Annotated in this window: 15 protein-coding genes; 14 read left to right on the top strand and 1 reads right to left on the bottom strand. The window is 48.7% G+C overall.

Features of this window, described 5'->3' with window-relative positions; genetic code table 11:
* The first annotated feature begins 1 nt into the window (after position 1).
* From PSE6802_RS0112360 to PSE6802_RS0112385, 6 genes are all read left to right on the top strand, one after another.
* Positions 2-799 carry a glucose 1-dehydrogenase gene (locus tag PSE6802_RS0112360; RefSeq protein ID WP_019500372.1) on the top strand — a complete coding sequence of 266 codons (798 nt, stop codon included), beginning with the start codon at positions 2-4 and terminating at the stop codon, positions 797-799.
* Entirely contained in the window at positions 799-1,632 is an 834-nt protein-coding gene (locus PSE6802_RS28810) for an MIP/aquaporin family protein (protein WP_019500373.1), read from the top strand. Before PSE6802_RS0112360 ends, PSE6802_RS28810 begins: the two co-directional genes overlap by 1 nt.
* 159 nt (positions 1,633-1,791) lie before the next feature.
* On the top strand, positions 1,792-3,270 hold the full coding sequence (locus PSE6802_RS0112370; RefSeq protein WP_019500374.1) for an NAD(P)/FAD-dependent oxidoreductase: 1,479 nt from the start codon (positions 1,792-1,794) through the stop codon (positions 3,268-3,270).
* 38 nt (positions 3,271-3,308) lie between these two features.
* Positions 3,309-3,830 carry a DoxX family protein gene (locus PSE6802_RS0112375; protein WP_019500375.1) on the top strand — a complete coding sequence of 174 codons (522 nt, stop codon included), beginning with the start codon at positions 3,309-3,311 and terminating at the stop codon, positions 3,828-3,830.
* A gap of 51 nt (positions 3,831-3,881) precedes the next feature.
* Positions 3,882-5,423, top strand: coding sequence for a GMC oxidoreductase (locus tag PSE6802_RS0112380; RefSeq protein ID WP_019500376.1), 1,542 nt, complete (start codon positions 3,882-3,884; stop codon positions 5,421-5,423).
* A 117-nt stretch (positions 5,424-5,540) separates the two neighbouring features.
* Entirely contained in the window at positions 5,541-6,842 is a 1,302-nt protein-coding gene (locus tag PSE6802_RS0112385; RefSeq protein ID WP_019498766.1) for an NF041680 family putative transposase, read from the top strand.
* Positions 6,843-7,028: 186 nt separating this feature from the next.
* Here PSE6802_RS0112385 and PSE6802_RS0112390 read toward each other — a convergent pair whose 3' ends face one another.
* On the bottom strand, positions 7,029-9,410 hold the full coding sequence (locus PSE6802_RS0112390) for an ATP-dependent helicase (RefSeq protein ID WP_019500377.1): 2,382 nt from the start codon (positions 9,408-9,410) through the stop codon (positions 7,029-7,031).
* A 72-nt stretch (positions 9,411-9,482) separates the two neighbouring features.
* Between PSE6802_RS0112390 and surE the strand changes: the two genes are divergently transcribed.
* The 8 genes from surE to PSE6802_RS0112435 all read left to right on the top strand — a co-directional run bounded on the left by surE (position 9,483) and on the right by PSE6802_RS0112435 (position 21,357).
* On the top strand, positions 9,483-10,256 hold the full coding sequence (gene surE / locus PSE6802_RS0112395; protein WP_019500378.1) for a 5'/3'-nucleotidase SurE: 774 nt from the start codon (positions 9,483-9,485) through the stop codon (positions 10,254-10,256).
* 98 nt (positions 10,257-10,354) lie between these two features.
* The gene (locus PSE6802_RS0112400) at positions 10,355-10,834 is read left to right on the top strand and encodes a CRR6 family NdhI maturation factor (protein ID WP_019500379.1); all 480 of its coding nucleotides are present in this window, start codon (positions 10,355-10,357) and stop codon (positions 10,832-10,834) included.
* Positions 10,835-10,844: 10 nt separating this feature from the next.
* The gene (gene csaB / locus PSE6802_RS0112405) at positions 10,845-11,879 is read left to right on the top strand and encodes a polysaccharide pyruvyl transferase CsaB (protein ID WP_026103260.1); all 1,035 of its coding nucleotides are present in this window, start codon (positions 10,845-10,847) and stop codon (positions 11,877-11,879) included.
* A 1,201-nt stretch (positions 11,880-13,080) separates the two neighbouring features.
* Positions 13,081-13,614, top strand: a complete 534-nt coding sequence (locus PSE6802_RS0112410) for a hypothetical protein (protein WP_019500381.1) — start codon at positions 13,081-13,083, stop codon at positions 13,612-13,614.
* Between the two features lie 326 nt (positions 13,615-13,940).
* Complete coding sequence (locus PSE6802_RS0112420; RefSeq protein ID WP_019500383.1) at positions 13,941-14,216, top strand: MoaD/ThiS family protein; 276 nt, start codon at positions 13,941-13,943, stop codon at positions 14,214-14,216.
* Between the two features lie 131 nt (positions 14,217-14,347).
* Positions 14,348-15,502: a magnesium/cobalt transporter CorA gene (corA, locus tag PSE6802_RS0112425; RefSeq protein ID WP_019500384.1), complete on the top strand. Its 1,155-nt coding sequence runs from the start codon at positions 14,348-14,350 to the stop codon at positions 15,500-15,502.
* 166 nt (positions 15,503-15,668) lie between these two features.
* Complete coding sequence (locus tag PSE6802_RS28815; RefSeq protein ID WP_019500385.1) at positions 15,669-19,895, top strand: PAS domain S-box protein; 4,227 nt, start codon at positions 15,669-15,671, stop codon at positions 19,893-19,895.
* Positions 19,896-19,935: 40 nt separating this feature from the next.
* Complete coding sequence (locus PSE6802_RS0112435) at positions 19,936-21,357, top strand: dihydrolipoyl dehydrogenase family protein (RefSeq protein WP_019500386.1); 1,422 nt, start codon at positions 19,936-19,938, stop codon at positions 21,355-21,357.
* Positions 21,358-21,365: the final 8 nt, after the last annotated feature.

The raw sequence follows: 21,365 nt of genomic DNA on the forward strand, positions 1-21,365 counted from the left end.
CATGAGGCTTGATGGTAAGGTCGCCCTGGTCACTGGCAGCAGCCAGGGAATCGGGCAGGGAATCGCAATCCGTCTGGCGGCTGAAGGTGCCAGCGTCATTATCAACTATCGCTCCCATCCTGAAGGTGCAGAGGAAACTCTAGCCAAGGTGGAAGCGTCAGGGGGCAAATGCTACATGGCACAGTGCCCGAAAAATCCAGGTTATGCCATCAAAGCCGATACGGGTATGGTTGAAGACGTGCAGCGCCTGGTGATGGAGAGTGTAGAACATTTCGGCAAGCTGGATATTCTGGTCAATAATGCGGGGATTGAGAAGCACGCTCCATTTTGGGATGTCACGGAATCCGACTACGACGCTGTCCTGAACGTCAACTTAAAGGGAGTTTTCTTTGCCACGCAGGCAATGGTGAGACATCTGATCGCCACAAAGCGCCCTGGCAAGATTATCAATATCAGTTCAGTTCACGAGGAATTGCCATTTCCCAATTTCACGGCTTACTGCACCAGCAAAGGTGGGATGAAGATGTTAACCCGCAATCTGGCGGTTGAACTGGGGTCGCTGGGCATCACAATTAACAACGTTGCTCCAGGTGCGATCGAAACTCCCATCAATACCAAACTATTGAACGACCCCGAAAAATTAGGTGCCCTGCTCAAAAATATTCCCCTAGGGCGGTTGGGGCAACCCCAGGATGTAGCGGCGCTTGTAGCATTCCTGGCATCGGATGATGCCAACTACATCACTGGTACCACCTTCTTTGCCGATGGCGGCCTACTCTGGAACTATCAGGAGCAGTAATGAAAACTCAACGACTCCACTTGGCTGAATATGTGATTGAGGCAGTGGGTCTGGGTATCTTCATGATTTCTGCTTCTGTAGTGACAGCCCTGTTAGAACTTCCCACATTGCCGCTGCACCAGACGATCGCCGATCCCCTCCTCCGCCGTTTGCTAATCGGCACAGCTATGGGCTTAACTGCGATCGCGATTATTTACTCCCCTTGGGGCAAGCGATCGGGCGCGCATATCAACCCCGCCGTAACTCTGACCTTCTGGCGGCTCAAGAAAATCCAAACCTGGGATGCTTTGTGTTATATCGCCGCCCAGTTTATCGGTGGATGGCTGGGTCTATTAATCGCGGCGATGTTACTGGGATCGGCGATCGCCGATCCAGCCGTCAACTACGTGGTGACAATTCCAGGGCAACAGGGAGATTTGGTAGCATTTCTAGCCGAGTTCGCCATCTCATTTGGATTGATGACTTTAGTTCTGAATGTCTCCAATCGGATGCAGATATCGCAGTATACGGGGATTTGCGCGGGTATATTGGTAGCTCTTTATATTACCTTTGAAGCCCCCATCTCCGGCATGAGTATGAATCCCGCTCGCACCCTGGCTTCTGCCCTTCCCGCTCAGATTTGGCAGGCAATTTGGCTCTATTTCACGGCTCCGCCCTTAGGGATGTTACTCGCCGCAGAAGTATATCTGCGACAGGGGCAAAAGAAGCATCAATCCCAAATATGTTGCAAGTTATGTCCGAATCAAGAAACCCCTTGTATCAGTCCCATGTGTTGCCAACAAGGGTGTGGGAAATTCCCGTCTAAAAATTCTCTATCGACGCGCCATAGGTAGGGGCAGGTTTGGCTAGAAATTTTAGATTTTCACCAATAGCACTCTGGCAAAACCTTCCCCCTACAATCTTTTGATGTTCGCCAATAGCGCTCGACCAAAACCTGAACCTATATCGACGAATCTTTTACAGAAACGAAAATTCTAATCGAGTAAACCTTTATGAGTCAGGCTTTAAGTTCAACTGTAATCCTTGGTGGTGGTTTTGTGGGGTTATTTACCGCCCTACATCTCAGTCACCAGAACTACCCGCATGCCGTAGTTCTGATCGATCGCCGCCGCCACTTTAACTTCAAACCTTTGCTATACGAATTGCTCAGCGGTGAGATGCATTGCGAGCAGGTCTGCCCTGCCTACGAGGAGTTGCTGCAAGGTAGCAATGTATCCTTCGTGCAGGATGGCGTGCGATCGATAGATTTACCCAATCGTCGCGCGATCTTAGACTCCGGCAAAATCTACTACTATAGCAATCTCGTTCTAGCGCTCGGTGGGAAAACCACTTACTTCGATATACCTGGCGCAGCCGCACACGCACTACCTTTTACTTCTGCTGACGAAGCGATCGCTTTGAGCCATCGCATCAAAGCTAATCTGAATCGAGCCGCCCAAAGTAACGATGATGACGAACGCCAACAACTGCTGACCGTGGCGATCGTTGGGGCTGGGCCTGCTGGAGTAGAGCTAGCCTGTACGCTCGCCGACCTCATGCCGATCTGGTGTAGAGAAGCAGGTATAAGTCCCGATCCAGCCCGTGTAGTTTTGATGAATCGCAGCGATGAAATTCTCAAAGGAGATATCAACAGTCGCCTGCGCGATACGGCAAAATCTGCGCTCCAAAGTCGCGCGCTTCCAGTTGAATTAATCCTGAATGCCTCAGTGACGGGAATTAGCGCCAATGGCGTGGAATATCGCCAACAGGATCGAATGAATTTTCTAGCAACCGGAGCGATCGCCTGGACGGCTGGCACTGAACCTCCGGCTTTGCTCAAGGATTTGCCGGTCGCACCCGAGCATAGAGATAAGCGAGGGCGCTTGCAAGTAACCCCCACTCTTCAACTCTTGGATTTCCCCGAGGTATTTGTTGGCGGCGACTGCGCCTTCATTGCCGACAATCCCCAACCTGCTACGGCTCAGGCAGCCTATCAGCAGGGAACGGCGATCGCAGATAATCTCAAAGCTCTGGCGCGAGGCAATATGCCTGCTCCGGCAAAAATTACGATGCGCGGTACCTTGATGAAGTTAGGATTGGGTGAGGGGGTAGCGAATATCTTCGATCGCATTGAGGTCAAAGGCAAGCCCGGTCACCTGATTCGAGAAGCCACATACCTGGAACTTCTGCCTACACCAACTCGCAATCTTAAAGTCACGGCAGAGTGGTTAACCGATGAAATCTTCCATCGCCATCAACCCCATCTAGCAATCCCAGAAGATGAGTTAGGGATTGAGATCGAAGCCGATCCCGACGCACAAAAGCGTGGGGGAGTTTGGGCGGGTGTAATGGCGATCGCGGCAGGGCTGATCCTCGCATTACCCTTAACATTACGTGCCGCGAATCCTCAACAATTTCAACAAAGTTGGGGTTGGTCGGGGTTGCCAGTTCTATTAGATCGACTGGCTCCTCCGTTACCTCCCAAATCATAAATACTAAACGAGTCTTGCCATCATAGGAGATTAAAATCATGTTTAAACAGCTAATTCCTTTCCATAAGCTATCCCTCAAAAAAGCAATGACGATCAATCGCATTGTCTTAGGGATGTTCTTCTTTTTCTCAGGTGTTGCCAACTATATCAACTTTAGCGTGCCAAATGGATTCTATCAAACCGTTCTGACTCTGAAGCTGCAATTGTGGGGGCCATTTCCAGCGGGTTGGGAGGGGATAGGGCCACTTCCTGCTTTCATTGCCATTCCCTATGCCTGGCTTCTGCCTGGAGCTGAGATCGTGTTGGGATTGTTATTCGCTTTAGGCTTTTGGGTAAGATGGACGGGCTTGATTTTAATTGTGATGACGCTCAGTATTGTCCTGGCTTTTGGCATTATCCCAGCAGGTACGCTTTTCCCCAATGGTGCTGAAAGTTTCAATAAGAATATCCTATTCATGACCCTAACCTGGATATACATTGCCTACGATGTGGAAGCCAAAAAATCCCAAGCTCGTCGCCTGGCAGAGAGAACTAAACAGCTAACAGCAATGGGTTCGTAAATGATTTTAGGTAGAACCCTTATATCTTTGATTAACGAATAGGAGAAATCCATGTCAAACGATCGCTACGACATCATCATTATCGGTACGGGTGCGGGTGGAGGTACCTTGGCCTATCGCTTAGCACCCAGTGGCAAGCGAATCCTGGTTCTAGAGCGCGGTGCTTTCCTACCACGCGAAAAAGCTAACTGGGATACCGTCCAGGTGTTCCACAAAGAACGCTACCACACAACTGAGGTTTGGCACGATCGCGATGGCAGCGAAATCCACCCCGGCACGGGTTATTGGGTAGGAGGCAATACCAAAGTCTACGGCGGTGCGCTCTTTCGCTGGCGAGAACGGGATTTCGAGCGCGTCGTCCATAAGGGCGGCATTTCCCCTGCTTGGCCGCTCAAGTATCGCGATTTTGAACCCTACTACACCGAAGCGGAAAAACTCTACGAAGTTCGCGGTCAGCGCGGACTAGATCCTACCGAACCATCCGCTAGCGAAGCTTATCCTTTTCCCCGCATCAGTCACGAGCCGCGCATTCAAGAAATTCACGACGATCTCAAAGCCAGAGGCTTGCATCCTTTCTACATTCCGCTTGCCATTAAGCTGAATGAAGTCAACCGCCGCCTTAGTGCGTGCATTCGCTGCGATACATGCGATGGATTTCCCTGTTTGGTGAATGGTAAAGCCGATGCAGATGTTAACTGCGTCCAACCTGCCACTTCGTTTGATAATGTCACTTTGCTTACTGAAGCTGAAGTCCTGCGCTTGCATACCAGTCCATCGGGTAGAGAGGTCACCAGCGTCGAGGTTAAGCATGGCGATCGCATTACTAATTTCTCGGCTGATATTGTGGTGGTTGCTTGCGGTGCGATTAATTCCGCCGCCCTGTTACTGCGCTCCGCTAACGATCGCCACCCCAACGGACTAGCCAATAGTTCCGATATGGTAGGTCGGAATTTTATGAAACATCAGAACGGCGCGATCGTAGGAATTACCCAAAAGGAAAATCCGACAACTTTCCAGAAAACGATGGCGATTAACGATTTCTACTGGGGCGAACCAGGATTTGATTATCCTATGGGTCACGTCCAGCTACTTGGGAAAGTCAACAAAGATACGATCGCACTCGATGCACCTAAGTTTGCGCCTGGGATGGCTTTAGAGGAGATCGCAAGGCGATCGGTGGACTGGTGGCTGACGGCAGAGGATCTACCCGATCCCAACAATCGCGTTACTGTCAGCAATGGCAAGATTCAACTCTCCTATACCGACAACAACTCGATGGGCTTCGATCGCCTGCTCGATCGCTGGACTGGTATTTTAAAATCGATTAATTGCGGCGATACCATCCTGCCTTGCTCCCTCTACTTCCGCAAGAAAATCCCCATCCAGGGCGTAGCGCATCAATGCGGTACCTGTCGCTTTGGCGAAGATCCTACGGATTCCGTTCTGAACCTGGACTGTCGCACCCACGATGTCGATAATCTCTACGTCGTTGATGGCAGTTTCTTCCGTTCCAGCGCGGCTGTCAACCCCACCCTAACGATTATTGCCAATGCCCTGCGAGTAGGCGATCGCATCTTGGAACGCCTGAGGTAAGGGAGTTGCAGGTTGATACTGGAGTTTAGACTAAAAAGTGGTAAAAAGCAGCCAGCCATTGCAGACTGACCGCTTGATGATGGAAGCTGAAAAGACTATAAAATCAACAGCTTCATCATGATTAGTTTGGATAAACTTGAGCAATTTCGCAAGTACACGTACGAAATTATAGGGAACGGGAGAGATGCGCTGTTCGACTTGATGGATGCGGTACTGACGAGTCGGAGTGTTTCATCGTTTGTGGAACTTTCGTTAAGCCCATTATTTCGGAGGGAGTGGTCGAGTATCTATGAAGCACTGCAAGATAGTCATCCTCCACGTGAAGACTTGATGAAGCAATACATACAGCAAATGCCGGCAGCAGAGGTGACGATATTGGCGGGCGACCATACAGCCTGGTCGCGTCCCTATGCGGTGACATTACAAGAACGCACCTACGAACATCAACCTCAACCGGGAGTAGGAAGCAAACCTGTTACGGTGGGGCAAGGATACAGCACAATTGCCTGGATTCCAGAGTCAGAAGGGAGTTTTGCCTTACCGTTGCGGCATGAGCGGATCACCAGTTTCGAGAACCCGATTCAGAAAGCCGCTAGTCAGTTACGCTTGGTTTGTGCGGAAATTCCTGGGACTGTGCTTTTCCTGGGGGATGGCGAGTATGGGTGCGCACCATTTTTGCAGCAAACAGCAGACATCCCGTGTATCAAGCTGCTCAGGCTACGCCCCAACCGGGTTCTGTATCATGCCCCAAAGGATTACGAGGGGCATGGGCGACCCCATAAGCATGGAGAGAAATTTAGCCTCAAAGACTCTGACACTTGGTCTATTCCCCAAGCAGACATCACAATTGCAGAGCCTAAACTGGGACGATTGCAAATTCGTCGATGGCCAAACCTGCACTTAAAGCAAGCCGCAGACCATCCCTTTACACTCATTCTGGTCGAACGTCTTGATATGCCTGAATCGAAACCCCTGTGGTTGATTTGGGTCGCTAAAGACGAGCCAATCTTGAGTGAGGTATGGCAAAAATATCTGCGCAGATTTGCCATTGAGCATTGGTATCGCTTGGTGCGTCAACGTCTCCATTGGACAATCCCTCAGCTTTCTACCCCTGCTCAGATGGAGACTTGGTCGGACTTGATGCCTTTACTTACTTGGCAATTGTGGCTCGCTCGTGAACTTGTCCAAGACTCTCCTCTGCCTTGGCAGAAACCGATGACTAAATTGTCTCCTGGTCGAGTTGCAAATGCTTTTGCTTTAGTTTTGGTCAGGATTGGCTCTCCTTCCCCTGACCCTAAACCTCGCGGTAAGTCTCCAGGTTGGCCTCTTGGGAAAAAACGAACCCAACGGATTCGTTATCCTACTGTCAAAAAACGCTATGCCAAGCCCCTCAAAAAAGCTTCCGCTGCAACTGCTTAGCTCAACTTCTTCCCTTTTATCCTCTCTCTCGCTAGTTTCTATCTAGCGAGATGCTTCTTGTTGCCTTTTAGTCTAAACTCCAGTTGATAGGATACCAATCGTAAGGGCGAACGGCCGTTCGCCCTTACAGAGGCGCATTCCCGATCGTGGTAGGTTATTTAATTGCGGATCCCTAATGGTTGTTGACTAAACTGGCAAAACAAACTGAGGAAATTTTTGCGCCAAAGCTGAAATCGCAGGGCAGGCGGGCACGTTATCAATTCTACTGTCGAGATTATTCCAGTTAAAAGGCGTGCTACTACAGGCAGATAATACCAACAGGCGCTTGGCACGGGTCATGCCGACGTAAAGCAAGCGAAATTCCTCAGCTTGCTTGAGCATTTGACACTGCTCCCAGGCGATCGCTGGTGTCGGGATCGGTTCCTGATGAATCAACGCTCGAATTTGAGCGCGGGCAACCTCGGGATACGTGAAGTCGCCCAAGAACTTTACCGACTCCGGTAAAAATAATTTGCCCGGAAAGATGCGCTCGTGCAAAAAAGGCATGAATACCACATCCCAGTCCAAGCCTTTGGCTTTGTGAAGGCTGATTACAGTCAACTGACCGGGTTTCATGTAGCGCCCTTCCAGGTTCTCCTCCTCCACCGCCTCAAAATTTTCAGATAGGACGATCTCTTGCAAAGCGGCAATCGTGCTTGCCATCGTGTAGTTACCCACAAGTTGTTGGTTCAGGCGATCGCAGAGTTTATCCGCCGTTGCCAATTCCCCCTGGTCGTAGTCTAAGGTCATGGCAATAAAGGGAATGAGATTATAGAGAGGTAGTTCTAACTTGGCACGCAGTAGGCCGATGCATTTCGCCTGAGCAGAGGCGGCGATCGCTGTTGGCTCGGGATCGAGCATAGTGGGATAGAGGAATTGTTCCGGCGCGCTGGCAAGGGCATTGAGATCCTGCGGCTTGATAATTTGTCGTTCTGCCAATACACCTAAAGCGGCTTTGAGCAGATCGGGGGAATGGGGACGATCCATAAATTGCAGAATCGACAGCATATCGACTGGTACGCGAGAGCGGCGATCGCTTTGTTCCACGTCGTAGATGGGGATATCGTTGGCTTTCGACCATGCTTGTAGAGACGCACAAATAAATTTGCCCTGGTTGTGCTGGCGTACCAACACCGCCATACTGAGATTGCGATCGGCAGCGAATAGTTGCTTTGCCCTCACCCCAATTAACCTGGCTGTCTGCTCGATATCTTGAGGAAACTGAATTTCTACGCCTTTACCGAGTGGATCGGGGTTCGCATCGGGTTGCGGATCGTCGGGATCGACGGGATGGATATGTTGGGCGCGAAATGGCTTCTCGACTTTGCCATACTGCGATTGGTTTACCCATGCCAACACAAAATTAGCCGCCTCAATTACAGGTTTAGTACTGCGTCCAGCCCGATCGAGTTCCACCAGCCGATTTTTGAGGGCGCAGCGATCGCAAAATTCATTAAAGAATCTAGGATCGGCAGTAGTAAATGTAGAGTTAATCGCCTGATTCGGATCGCCAACCCTGATTAAATTACTAACTAAATTACTAACGATTGGGAGCGCACCCCTATCCTCATTTAACTCACCAGGAGTTGCACTAACGGTCGCAGGGGCAATGTCCGCGCTCTGGTTTTGTTCCCCTCTCCCTGAGGGGCTAGGGGTGAGGGGGGCAAGATCGAGTCCGGTTTCTTTCACATCTTCCGCTAAAATCTCCAGCAGTTTAGTTTGTAGCGGCGATGAATCCTGGGCTTCGTCTTCAAACACGGCAAAGATGCGTTCCTGCCAAAACTGGCGCACCGATGGGCGATCCAGGACTCGCAACGCCCCCAGGATCATGTCGTCGTAGTCGATCGCGCCCTGCTGTCGCAGCAGGCGATCGTAGACCTCATACAACCCTGCTGCCACGGTCAGAATTTCACCCGCATCGCTGTAACGCAGATCGTCAGGCGTGAGGCGAGAACTCTTTGCCGTCGAGATCGCTTCTTTGGCGAGATTTGGTAAAACATCAGTACGCAGTACCGTCTGCCGCCGCATTCTTTCTGTATCCTCCCCATCAAATCCGATTCCCGCTACTAGTTCCTCGTATTGTTGTGGATTTTCCTTCAGCCACTGGATCGTTGCCCATCGAATCAGTCGCTGTTTCTGAGCGTCGGAAATAAGCTGTACGTCCGAGCTACCTAAACCGGATAATGCGGGCTGGGAAGTGGCTATGCTAAATGCTAAGCCATGCAATGTATTGACTGTAAACGCGCTTTGAGGCAGTTGCAACTTACTAAGCTCGTCGCGAACTTTCTTGCGAATATTGCTGGCGGCAGAGCGCGTAAATGTAACGATGACTAACTGCTGATTGCGGTTGAGCTTATATTTGGCAATAGCGATGGCGGCAGCGATCGCCATCCCCGTAGACTTGCCAGCCCCCGGTACGGCGGACACCGCTAATTCTCCCCCTTGCCAATCCGCCATAGCTTGCTGCCCAGAGCGCAGCATTGCCCGTAGATTATGCAGGTTATTGAGATCGGGAGCGTACGAGGTCATAGGTTATTTCCAAGGATTGCTATTTGCAACGGATAACTGAATAATCGATCGCTAGTAGCTGAGAACTGACTAATGAATATTCTAATTAGTAATGATGACGGCATCTATTCCCCTGGGGTTAAAGCTCTGGCTGATGCTCTCAGTCATGGCGAGCATGAAATTACTGTAGTTTGTCCCGATCGCGAACGTTCCGCCACAGGTCACGCTCTTACTATCCATCACCCCCTCCGTGTCGAGGCGATCGAGAATGTCTACCATCCCTCAGTTAAAGCATGGGCTTGTTCTGGCACGCCCTCTGATTCGGTCAAGCTAGCTCTTGATGCCTTGATGAGCGATCGCCCTCAGTTAGTTCTTTCAGGTATTAATCGCGGTGCTAATCTGGGTACGGATGTGTTGTATTCCGGCACGGTTTCGGCGGCGATGGAAGGAGTGCTAGAAGGAATACCCAGTATTGCCTTTAGTTTGACCAGTTTTACAGCAACGGACTTCAGCGCAGCGGCAGAGTTTGCCAGTCGATTGGTAGGGGCGATCGCCCACCATCCCATTGACGAACCAGTATTATTTAATGTCAATATTCCTGCAATTCCTGCCGACGCCATTTGTGGCATAGTTGTAACTAAGCTGGGGATTAGACGCTATCGCGATATATTTGAAAAGCGGATCGACCCAAGAGGTAAAATCTACTATTGGCTCTCGGGTGAAGTAGTAGAGGAAGATGTAACATCTGGTACCGATATACAAGCAATTCGGGATAATTACATAACCATTACTCCGTTGAAATACGACCTCACGCTCGATCCCGGCTTACCTAAGTTAAAGGATTGGCTTTGTCTTGCCATGTTATAAATATCCTTTATCTAACTGAAGACGAAATATATATCTTATGAATGTCGCCAAAATTAGCAGAAATAACCGAATAGATCGGTTAATCTTCAGGGAATTCTATGTCAACCACGATTAATGTAAATCTGGCGTGTATAGAGAATATCGATATTACACCCGCCCGACTGATTTTAGATAAACTCCTGGCAGAGTCACCCCACGATCTAACTGGATTCGATCCGCAAATTCAGTTTGAAATTCTATTTCCCCGCGAGCAGGGAGATCCGCGCGAGCTATCCGAAATTCCCGAGGTTCGTCTCTGGTTTATTCGTCTGGATGCCACTTACCCCTGGCTGCCTTACCTGCTTAACTGGCGCGCAGGCGAGCTAACTAGATATACAGCTATGCTAGTACCGCATCAGTTTAGCCGCACTGAGGGAATTGAATTCAACGCTGAAGCTCTACAAATTTTTGTCATGCACAAAGTATTCATGATTTCGCAATGGCTAAAACAGCGAGGTATTAACAGTAATGAAAAACTACAGCACATGGCACAATCTTTAGGCTACGAAATTGATTCGGAATTCTTTACATTGTTATAAATTGAACTCAATGCAGCGTGCAGTTTTATGCGGCTATTACGGCATGGGCAACGGTGGAGATGAAGCTCTCCTGGCATCCCTCCTCCAAATGTTGCCCTCCCACGTACAACCATTGGTATTGTCGGCAAACCCCAAAGCAACGGAAAAGCTCCATCAAGTAGAGAGTTGCGATCGCTATTCTGTCCGATCTTTACTCAGAGCTTTTAAGCGATCGGATGCGTTCATCTGGGGAGGCGGTAGTCTCATGCAAGATGCCACTAGCGCTCGCAATCCAATCTACTACGGCGGTCTGATGGGACTAGCCCGTGGCATGGGTTTAAATACAGTGGCATGGGCGCAGGGGATTGGCCCGCTACATCGCCCCTTCAGCCGCTGGATTACAAAATTGGCATTTAATGCTTGCGATCGCATCACCGTACGCGATAGTGGTTCGGCTCAACTACTGGCTGATTGGCAGATTCCCTGTATTATGGCACCCGATCCGGTGTGGGCGCTCAAAGCGGAACCAACCCCGCAGCTATTGTCGCTGCCATCTCCCAGGATCGCCGTTATGCTCCGCTCCCACCCTTTACTAACCAATGCTAAACTCACCTGCTCGATCGAGGCTCTCAAGTATCTGCAAGCGGCAACTGATGCCTATATACTGCTCGTGCCATTCCAACCAAGCAAAGACGAGGAGATTGCGCGGCAAATTCATGCAAGTCTTCCTACTAAAAGTGCAATTATCGTGCAAGATAATCCACGCCTACTCAAAGGAATTTTCCAGGGTGTAGAAATGGCGATCGCCATGCGATTTCATGGATTAATTATGGCAGCAGCGGAGGGATGTCGCTGTAGTGCCATTAGTTACGATCCTAAGGTAACCCGCCTGATGAGCGATCTGGGCATTCAAGGGTGGGAGCTAGCAGAGCTACCCGATCGCCCCGATGCGATCGGCAGAGAATGGGTAGAACAGTTCGCCAACAGAGAGCCACTTAGTTCTGCCCAAATTAAATCTCTAGTAGATCGCGCGCTAATCCATACCCAAGTGCTCGCCGAATTATAGTTTCTATTACTTTTCCATTACTTTTCCATTACTTTTTCATTACTTCTAGCAATCTAAGCTAATTGGCTTAGATACAGTTTCAGTTGTTGCTTTAGAAACATTTATAGAACTTACACGAAGTCCCCCTATAGCTATAGCGGTTTTCATATGAAAACGAGAAGGGGGTTTGGGGGCGTTGCCCCCAAGAAGGGGTTCCACCCCTTCACCCCGTCAATAAAACCTGTTCTCAATTGAAAAACGCTATAGAGTGGGCATTGCCCACCTTAGTACGCGTATATAGTTTACGCGATGTACAACTTTCCCCATTGCCCTCACCCTAAATCCCTCTCCCGCTCTGGGAGAGGGATTTTGACCGATTCCGGCTCTCCTTCTCCTACCTTGGGAGAAGGGGCTGGGGGATGAGGGAGTACGTTAGTTGCACATCGCGTTAGTTTAGAAAAGTTTATTTTGCGTGAGTTCTGAATAAACATTTCTATTTTAGATTGCTTATAGTTGTCTGTACCCAAAATGCTATTAACTTCTGTTATGCAAACCTAGCATCTCTTTTGACCTGCAAGCACCCTCATAATTAAGGGTTAAAAGAGCAAGGACGGAATGTGGGTTTAGTCAATAGATCTCAACATTTTTCTTTTGGGGATAGGGGAATCCGATTCAGTGGCTAGTCCCCCTACCGTTAAGGAGAAGAGGTAGAGAGAGGCCAGTTTCAAGGGGAGCATCCCAGTTGTGCAATTACCCCTCCGCCTTCGGCACCTCCTCTTGGCAAGGGGAGGATGGGTGGGGTTATGAATCTGCCAACTTGAGATGCACCCGTTTCAAGTCTGTCAAACTCACGCGAACATGAGGTCATAAATGAGGGAATATGACTAAAGAAAAATATCAAACTGAGAAATTTTTTGGAAAATCGTAGCGAAAATGTAATTTAGTTGATATCATTTTCTAAGAGTTTGAGATTAATGGGGAGCAGGTTAAGTCAACTGAGTTAGTCTATCGACCTTTAGTTTAGCCTTGTATTTTTGAAAAGCCTTGAAAGAGTCGTTTCTCCGATTGATGCTTTCTGTTCCGCAGGCGATTTCATACTTCACTAAGTTACGCTCGATAGCTAGACGATTGGAATAGTTCCTAAACCAATGTCTATCTACAATCTACCAATAAATTACCAATAAATTGACCCATTATCGTTTAATTCATGAGTACAGACCTTATGTCACAGAAATCTGAAGTCCAACCAACTCTAGAATCCCTACAGTTCTATTATCAAACCATTGCAACTGATTACGAGAATATGGCTAAGCAAGCTCGGGAGCAGCTCGAGCATGTAGAGGCTATATTAAACTCTTCGGTTAAATCCAGCCCAACATCGGTTAAGCCTGCCGCTGCAGTAGCTCCGGCTGCTATCCTCACTGCTAAGGCTCCTACTCCAGCCCCGAGCAAGCCCGCTCCTATGCCTCGGATGCCCGCATCTAAGCGCGAAGCACCTGCCAGGCGCGGTTCCGCACCTAGATTTGTCAAGGCATACCAAAGCAAAACCATGCTTGATGCCATCGGACAAGTTTTACTAGAGCAAAGCGGTAATTCTGTGAGTATTGAAGATGTCGTTCAAGCTCTCTATGGTGACTTGAAGCCCAGCTTGTACAAGATTGCCAAGGATCGAGTTACCAAGGGCTTGTCCAAGGGCAAAGTGAATGGTATGTGGCAGAAAGTTGCCGGGCAACAAGGCTACTACACGATATCTTAAGGAGATCTCTAGCAATTGAATCTTCTTAGGGGCAGGTTTAGCTCGGATCTAACGATTCCAGTCATTGATTGACTGTAAAACTTGCCACCATTTCTCTCAATTCAACTTGTAGGGTGGGCAATGCCCACCTGATACATTTGATTTGAAGTCTTTTTGCTGGAATCACCACGTCATTATTCGCTCTGAAGACTAACAGAGAGTAGCAGTGTCAGGTAACCTGGGCTAATGCCTGGGTTGGTTTGGGCACTGCTGTTTTTTTGTTAAACCTGAACCAAAAGGGATAGCTATATGGCAGAATCGAGAAGGAATTTTTTGAAATAAAAATCATGGCTGTTAAAGTTTTAATCCCCACACCCTTACAACAACTGACCAACAATCAAGCGACTGTAGAATGCGAAGGCAGCAACGTCTCCGAAATGATCGACTCTTTAGAGTCTAGCTGCCCGGGCATTAAAGCAAGGATTTGCGACGATCGAGGCAATCTGCGCCGATTTGTTAATTTTTATGTAAACAGCGAAGATATTCGCTTCCTAGAAGGTGCTGGCACCAAACTCCAGGATGGAGATGAGGTAAGCATTATTCCAGCGATCGCGGGCGGTTAACCAGCGACATTAGCTAGCGCGGTGCAGGCAATCGCCGACCGATCTCAAAAATTAACAGGCTATGAAGGTAGTAAGGAGTTATATCTCTGCAGGATATAACTCCTTACAATCTATAGTTGGTAAATATCGTTATGCTGCAAAACTTTGCTCGATTCAATCTCGATCGAAATATTGTCCTCAAAGAGAGTAGCGACAGTGATTTTGAGACCTATGCCTACAATGAGCCAGGTAGTCCGCCGGGCACCTTGATTATTGATGCGGACTCCCAAATTCCTAATATTTTTTTAATTGACTACAATACCAACAACGCGATTGACATTACTGTTGCTACGCCCGAAGAATGCCTACCCTATTTGGATACTGAATCTGTGTCTTGGGTTGACGTGCAAGGCTTAGGATCGGAAGATGTCCTCCAGAGACTGGGAAAGGTATTTAACTTGCATCCACTCCTGCTAGAAGATGCGGTTAATATACCCCAACGTCCTAAAGTAGACGAATACGAGGGACATCTGATGCTTATTGCTCATATGGTAAATAAGCAAGCCAATGCCAATGGTTTCTTAGTAGAGCAGGTCAGCCTGATTGTTGGTCGCAACTATCTTTTAACTATTCAAGAAGAACCAGAGCTAGATGCTTTTGAGCCTGTAAGAGAAAGAATTCATTATAATAAGGGTATAATCCGACAACAAGGAACAGATTATCTTGCTTATGCTCTAATTGATGCAATAATCGATGGGTTTTTCCCAGTACTGGAAGATTATGGCGAACGGCTAGAAGATCTGCAAGATGAGGTGGTTTCTCAGCCTACTAAGCGCACCCTAGATAAAATTCATCGGATTAAACGTGAATTGCTACTGTTGCGTCGGGCTATCTGGCCGCAGCGAGATGCGATCAACTCCCTCATTCGGGAGGATAGCCAGTTAATTAGTCAACTGGTTAGAGTTTATTTACGCGATTGCTACGACCATACGGTACAGGTAATCGATATGGTGGAAACCTACCGCGAGTTGGCATCTAACCTTATGGATATATATTTGTCCTCGATTAGCAATCGCATGAATGAAGTCATGCAGACACTAACTGTAATCTCTACTATTTTTATCCCCCTGACCTTTATTGCCGGAATCTACGGCATGAACTTCGATCGCAGTGCCTCACCTTTAAACATGCCAGAACTAGGATGGTACTATGGCTATCCGCTGATTTTGACTGCGATGGCAGCGATCGCGATCTCATTGCTGATCTACTTTTGGCGCAGGGGCTGGCTATCAGACCGCGAACCATAAACCTATGGCAGCAAACAATCTGGCTCGATATGGAGGAGTAGGGACAACTTCCCCACGCATGGGTCACCCTACTGCAACCCGTCCCAGGACAATTTGGCAATGCTATAAACTGTGGAGCAAGTCGATGGGAAAGTTCATATAATGGCATTTAGCCCCAAAAAGCATTATGCCCTATCCTTTTACCTCAGTCTTAGATCGAGTAATTGACTACTCACTAGTAACCGTTACACCCGAGCAGCTAGTGGGAGACGTAGTTGCGTATATGAGCGAGGTGGCAGTCAGTCAGGTATTAGTGGTTAAGGCACAACGTCTGGTAGGAATTTTTACCGAGAACGATGCTCTCCGTTCGATCTTGCAAGGCGATGGTTATGAGTCAATCGCGATCGGCTCGGTTATGCAAACGGAATTTATTACACTACTAGATAGCGAGGTTAACGATCTCAAAGTATTGCTCGATCTATTTGTACAGCAACATTTACATAGCTTGCCGATTGTTAATAGCTTTGGACATCTAATCGGAGTCATTCACCACAATAGTTTATTACAGGCGCTGGCTCAGACCAATCTAACCAACCAGGAAGAAACCGCCAGATTAGATAGTAAAGGTGCTTCTAATGCTTCATACCTGGAAGATCCTTCGCAACGGTCGTACGAATACATCCTCGATACCATTTCAGAGGGGATATGGGTAATTGATGCAGATCTCAACATCACCTTTGTCAATCAAAAGCTACTGGACTTACTCTCATGTACGGCTGAGGAAGCGATCGGACAGCCTCTATCTAAATTTATGGATGTTGAGGAGACCCAGTCTGACAACCAACAGCTATCGAGACCGGATCGATACAGCTTTCAATTGAGGCGTAAAGATCGCGAAGAAGTCCATGTCATCGTGGTGACCACCCCCCTATTCGATCGCGAGGGGCAATATATCGGTACTCTGGGTCGGGTCAGCGACATTACCGAAAGAAAACTAGAGGAAAAGCGGCTACGGCAACAATTAATGGCGATTGAGGCTGCAACTGATGGGATCGCTATCCTCAATTACGAGGGCATATTTACCTATCTCAACGGTGCCTATGTCAGACAGTTTGGCTATACCCATGCCGATCGACTGATTGGCAAAAGCTGGGAAGAGGTACACGAATACGATCAGTTAAAATTGCTGGTCTTACCAAGATTGAAAAGCCAGGGGCGATGGCAGGGTGAGGTGATTGCCAAGCACAAAGACGGCAGTAAGTTCCCAGCCGAGCTATCTGTCACCCTGATTGAAGGTAACGAGTTTATCTGTGTTTGTCGCGATATTAGCGATCGCAAACAAGTTGAAAAAGCCTTACAGGATTCCGAAGCAGAACTCAGGACTATTTTTGCTGCCATGACCGATGTGGTGGTGGTGCGAGATCGGCAGGGACGCTGTCTCAAAATCGCACCGACCAATCCCAAACACCTTTACAAGCTAACCCCTCAAGCAATTGGCGAAACGCTGCACGATACCATGCCAGCATTACAGGCGGATCGCATCCTGAGCTACATTCAAAGAGCGCTCGATACTCAACAAACCGTAAGCTGCGAGTATAGCCTTACGATTGGCGATCGAGAAATTTGGTTTGATGCCAATATTTCCCCCCTCTCCAACGAAACCGTCATTTTGGTAGGACGCGATATCACTGGGTATAAAGAATCTGAAGCCGCAATGCGCGAGAGCGAGGAGCGTTTTCGCAGCACGTTCGAGCAAGCCACGGTCGGAATTTGCCATATCGCATTAGATGGCCGTTTCCTGCGTTCTAATCAAAAATATTGCGAAATTTTGGGCTATGGTCAGTCTGAAATTCTGGAGATCACTCATATGGATCTGACCTATCCTGACGATTTAGCCGAAGACCTGGAGGGCAGAAGCAGACTGCTGGCAGGCGAGATCTCGACCTTCAAGACAGAGAAGCGCTATATCAAGCGCGACGGAGATATTATTTGGGCAAATCTCACCCTATCATTGGTACGCGAGTCATTGGGAGCGCCCAAGTATTTCGTGGCGATTGTGGAAGATATTAGCGATCGCAGGCGCGCCCAAGAAGCAATCCAGCGCCAGATCGATCGCGCTCTTCTGCTCAAGCAAATCACTACTGAAATCCGCCAGAGCTTAGATGCCAACCAAATTTTTACCACTGCTGCCAGTCAAATCGGTCATGCTTTTAGCTCGAGCCGCTGTCTGATCTCCACATACATGCACGAGCCAACTCCCAGGCTCCAACTGATGGCAGAATATCTAGAGGATGGGTATGAATCTTTACGAGGTTTTGAGATTCCGATTGATGGCAATCTGTTTGCGGAACGGGTTCTATCGCAGGACTCAGCGGTTGCTTCCCATGACGTGTATCAAGATCCGCTCTTAGCAGCCGTGGAGCCAATCTATCGACGGGTGGGGCTGAAATCGATTATCGCCGTGCGAACTTCCTATCAAAGCGAACCTAACGGTATCATATACCTGCATCAGTGCGACGGCCACCGCGTCTGGACCGATGACGAGATCGAACTGCTTGAGGCTGTAGCAGACCAGGTCGGTATTGCGATCGCCCAAGCTAAACTTCTGGAACAGGAACGCCAGCAAAGCGAAGAGCTAACAGTGAAAAATCTGGCTTTAGAGCAGGCTAAGCTGGAAGCAGAATCGGCTAACCGTTCTAAGAGTGAATTCTTGGCAATGATGAGTCATGAAATTCGCACTCCTATGAATGGAGTGATTGGGATGACGGGGTTGCTGCTAGACACGGAGCTATCCGAGCACCAGAAAGAATATGTAGAAACCGTTCGCAATAGTAGCGATGCCCTATTGACCATCATTAATGACATCCTGGACTTCTCAAAAATTGAATCCGGTCGCATGGATCTCGAAGAGCAACCATTCGATCTGCGCTCCTGCGTAGAAGGCGCGATGGATTTGTTAGCTCCTAAAGCAGCGGAAAAGGGCTTAGAGCTAGGATATTTGATCTCATCTCATACCCCCTTAACAGTGAGAGGTGACATTACTCGATTGCGTCAGATTCTGGTTAATCTTCTGAGTAATAGCATTAAATTTACCGATCGAGGTGAGGTCATAGTCTCAGTCACCTCCAAACTACTATCAACGGAGCAATTGCCAGGGGAGCGATCGTCAACCGATGCCGATAGTAGCGAACCGCTAGAGCCAAAATACCAGCTTCAGTTCTCCGTCAAGGATACTGGCATTGGTATTGCGCCCGATAAGATGGAGCGACTATTTAAGCCATTTAGCCAGATTGATGCCTCTACAACCCGTCAGTACGGTGGTACCGGTTTGGGTTTGGTAATTAGCAGGCGACTGAGCGAGATGATGGGCGGCACCATGTGGGTAGAAAGCAGCGGGCAATTGGGAGGTAGCCCGCCACTTGATTGGCATGCAGATCAAAAGTCAGAATTAGATCGAGAACAGGGATCGAATTTTTATTGCTCTGTAACGGTTAGCGCTGTTGCAGACGATACTCAGGTTTATCCAGTCAGCTACGCTCAGTCACAATTAATTGGTATAAAGTTGCTGATCGTGGATGACAATGCCACCAATCGGAAGATTTTAACTTTACAAACTAAAGCTTGGGGCATGCACGCGCGGGCAGCCGAATCAGGTAACGAAGCGATCGCATGGCTGCGCGGAGGAGAACAGTTCGATATTGCTATTATCGATATGCAAATGCCTCACATGAATGGCATGACACTGGCAACTGAGATTCAAAACTTTCCCCAATGTCGTAATTTACCTTTAATTATGCTGACATCGCTCGGCCAGGTTAAAGTAGTGAATGTGGGGCAAAACTTTGCGAGATTTCTCACCAAGCCGGTCAGACAATCTCAACTTTACGATACTTTAGTGAGGGTCTTAAACAAGCAAAGTATTAAGGAGACCAAGCCAGCACCAAAAGTAAAATCAAAACTGAATCCTAAGCTGGCAGAGACCCTACCCTTAAAAATTCTCCTGGCTGAAGATAATCTCGTGAATCAAAAAGTGGCGCTTCGCATCCTCGAACGCATGGGATATCGCGCTGATATTGTGGCTAATGGTCTGGAAGTCTTGGAAGCTTTGCAAAGGCAGAGTTACGATGTCGTGCTGATGGATTTGCAAATGCCGGAAATGGACGGTTTGGAGGCGACACGGCAAATTATTCAGGAATGGGCCGATCGCGCAGCGCAGAATAACAGTCAAACCATTGCCCAAACACGTCGCAAGCATCGTCCCCGTATTATTGCCATGACTGCAAATGCTATGCATGGCGATCGCGAAACCTGTTTGGCCGCCGGGATGGACGACTACGTGAGCAAACCAATTGTAATTGAGGAGTTAATCGCGGCACTCAAACGCAGCGGACAAATTATCCAGGGCCGCTCTTAATATAAATATATCTGTATAGTTAGCAACCCAAAAAACTACTGTGGCAGTTGATTATGACCTGGTAATTATTGGCGGTGGTTCGGCTGGCTTAGTGGTAGCGAGCATTGCCGCCCAACTCAAGGCTAAGGTGGCTTTAGTGGAGCGCGATCGCCTGGGTGGAGATTGCCTCTGGTTTGGCTGCGTGCCTAGTAAGTCGCTCGTTCACGCCTCGCGCCTCGCCCATGACATGCGACACGCCGATCGCTTGGGCATTAGCTGTAAGGATCTGCAGATTGACTTTAGTAAGGCGATCGCCCACGTCGAGCGGGTAATTGCGGCAATTCAGCCCCATGACTCGCCGGAGCGATTTGAGGGCTTGGGGGTAGAGGTGATTTCCGGTGAAGGTGCGTTTGCCTCTCCCCATGTATTTGCAGTGAACGATCGCTCGCTCGCAGCCAGATCCTTTGTCATTGCTACGGGCTCCCGTCCTGCTGTACCAGACATTCCAGGTTTAGCGGGCGCAGGCTTTATGACAAACGAACAGGTATTTTCCTTAACTGCCTGTCCGGCAACCTTAGTGGTAATCGGTGCAGGGCCGATTGGTTGCGAGCTAGGGCAGGCTTTATCGCGGCTGGGGGCGCAGGTAACGATTCTGGCTAGCGGCGATCGCATTTTACCGAAAGAAGATCCCGATGTTGCGGCTGTGGTAACGGCTCAGTTTGAAGCTGAAGGCATTCGAGTTTTGACCGGAGCCAGAGCCGAGCGCGTGGAATTACAGGGCAATACTAAGTTTGTATTTGCCAGGGGCGAACGTATAGCGTGCGAGCAAATTTTGCTGGCTGTGGGTCGCGTTCCTAATAGCGATCGCCTCAACCTCGCAAATGCAGGCGTTGAATTCGATCGACAAGGCATTAAGGTAAATGCAAAACTCCAGACCAGTAATCCTCGCATCTATGCGTGTGGTGATGTTATCGGCAAGTACCAATTCACCCATGTTGCAGGTTATGAGGCGGTTGTGGTTGCCAAGAATGCCCTATTTTTCCCGCTGTCGCGGATTAACTACCACGTAATTCCCTGGGCAACATTTACCGATCCGGAAGTTGCCAGGGTGGGTTTGAGCGAAGCCGAAGCGCACCAGACCTACAAAGATATTGCGGTGCTAAAACAGGATTATGCTGGAGTAGATCGCGCGCAAGCAACAGCAGCAACGCAGGGGTTTGCCAAGTTTATTTGTCGCAGTAACGGTGAAATTGTGGGCGCTCATCTCGTGGGTGCATCTGCAGGCGAATTAATCCACGAGGTTGTTCTGGCAATGGCTCATAAGCTTAAGGTTTCAGCCCTGACTGGCATTCATATTTACCCCACTCTAGCGGAACTGAATAGTAAAGCCGCATTGTTGTTAAGCAAACGCAAATTTGCCGATAACCAAACCTTAAAGCAAGTTCTAGAAAATTTCTTTAGACTAAGAAGAAGGTTCAGATAACTCTAGGT

Source organism: Pseudanabaena sp. PCC 6802 (assembly GCF_000332175.1).
Classification (GTDB): domain Bacteria; phylum Cyanobacteriota; class Cyanobacteriia; order Pseudanabaenales; family Pseudanabaenaceae; genus PCC-6802.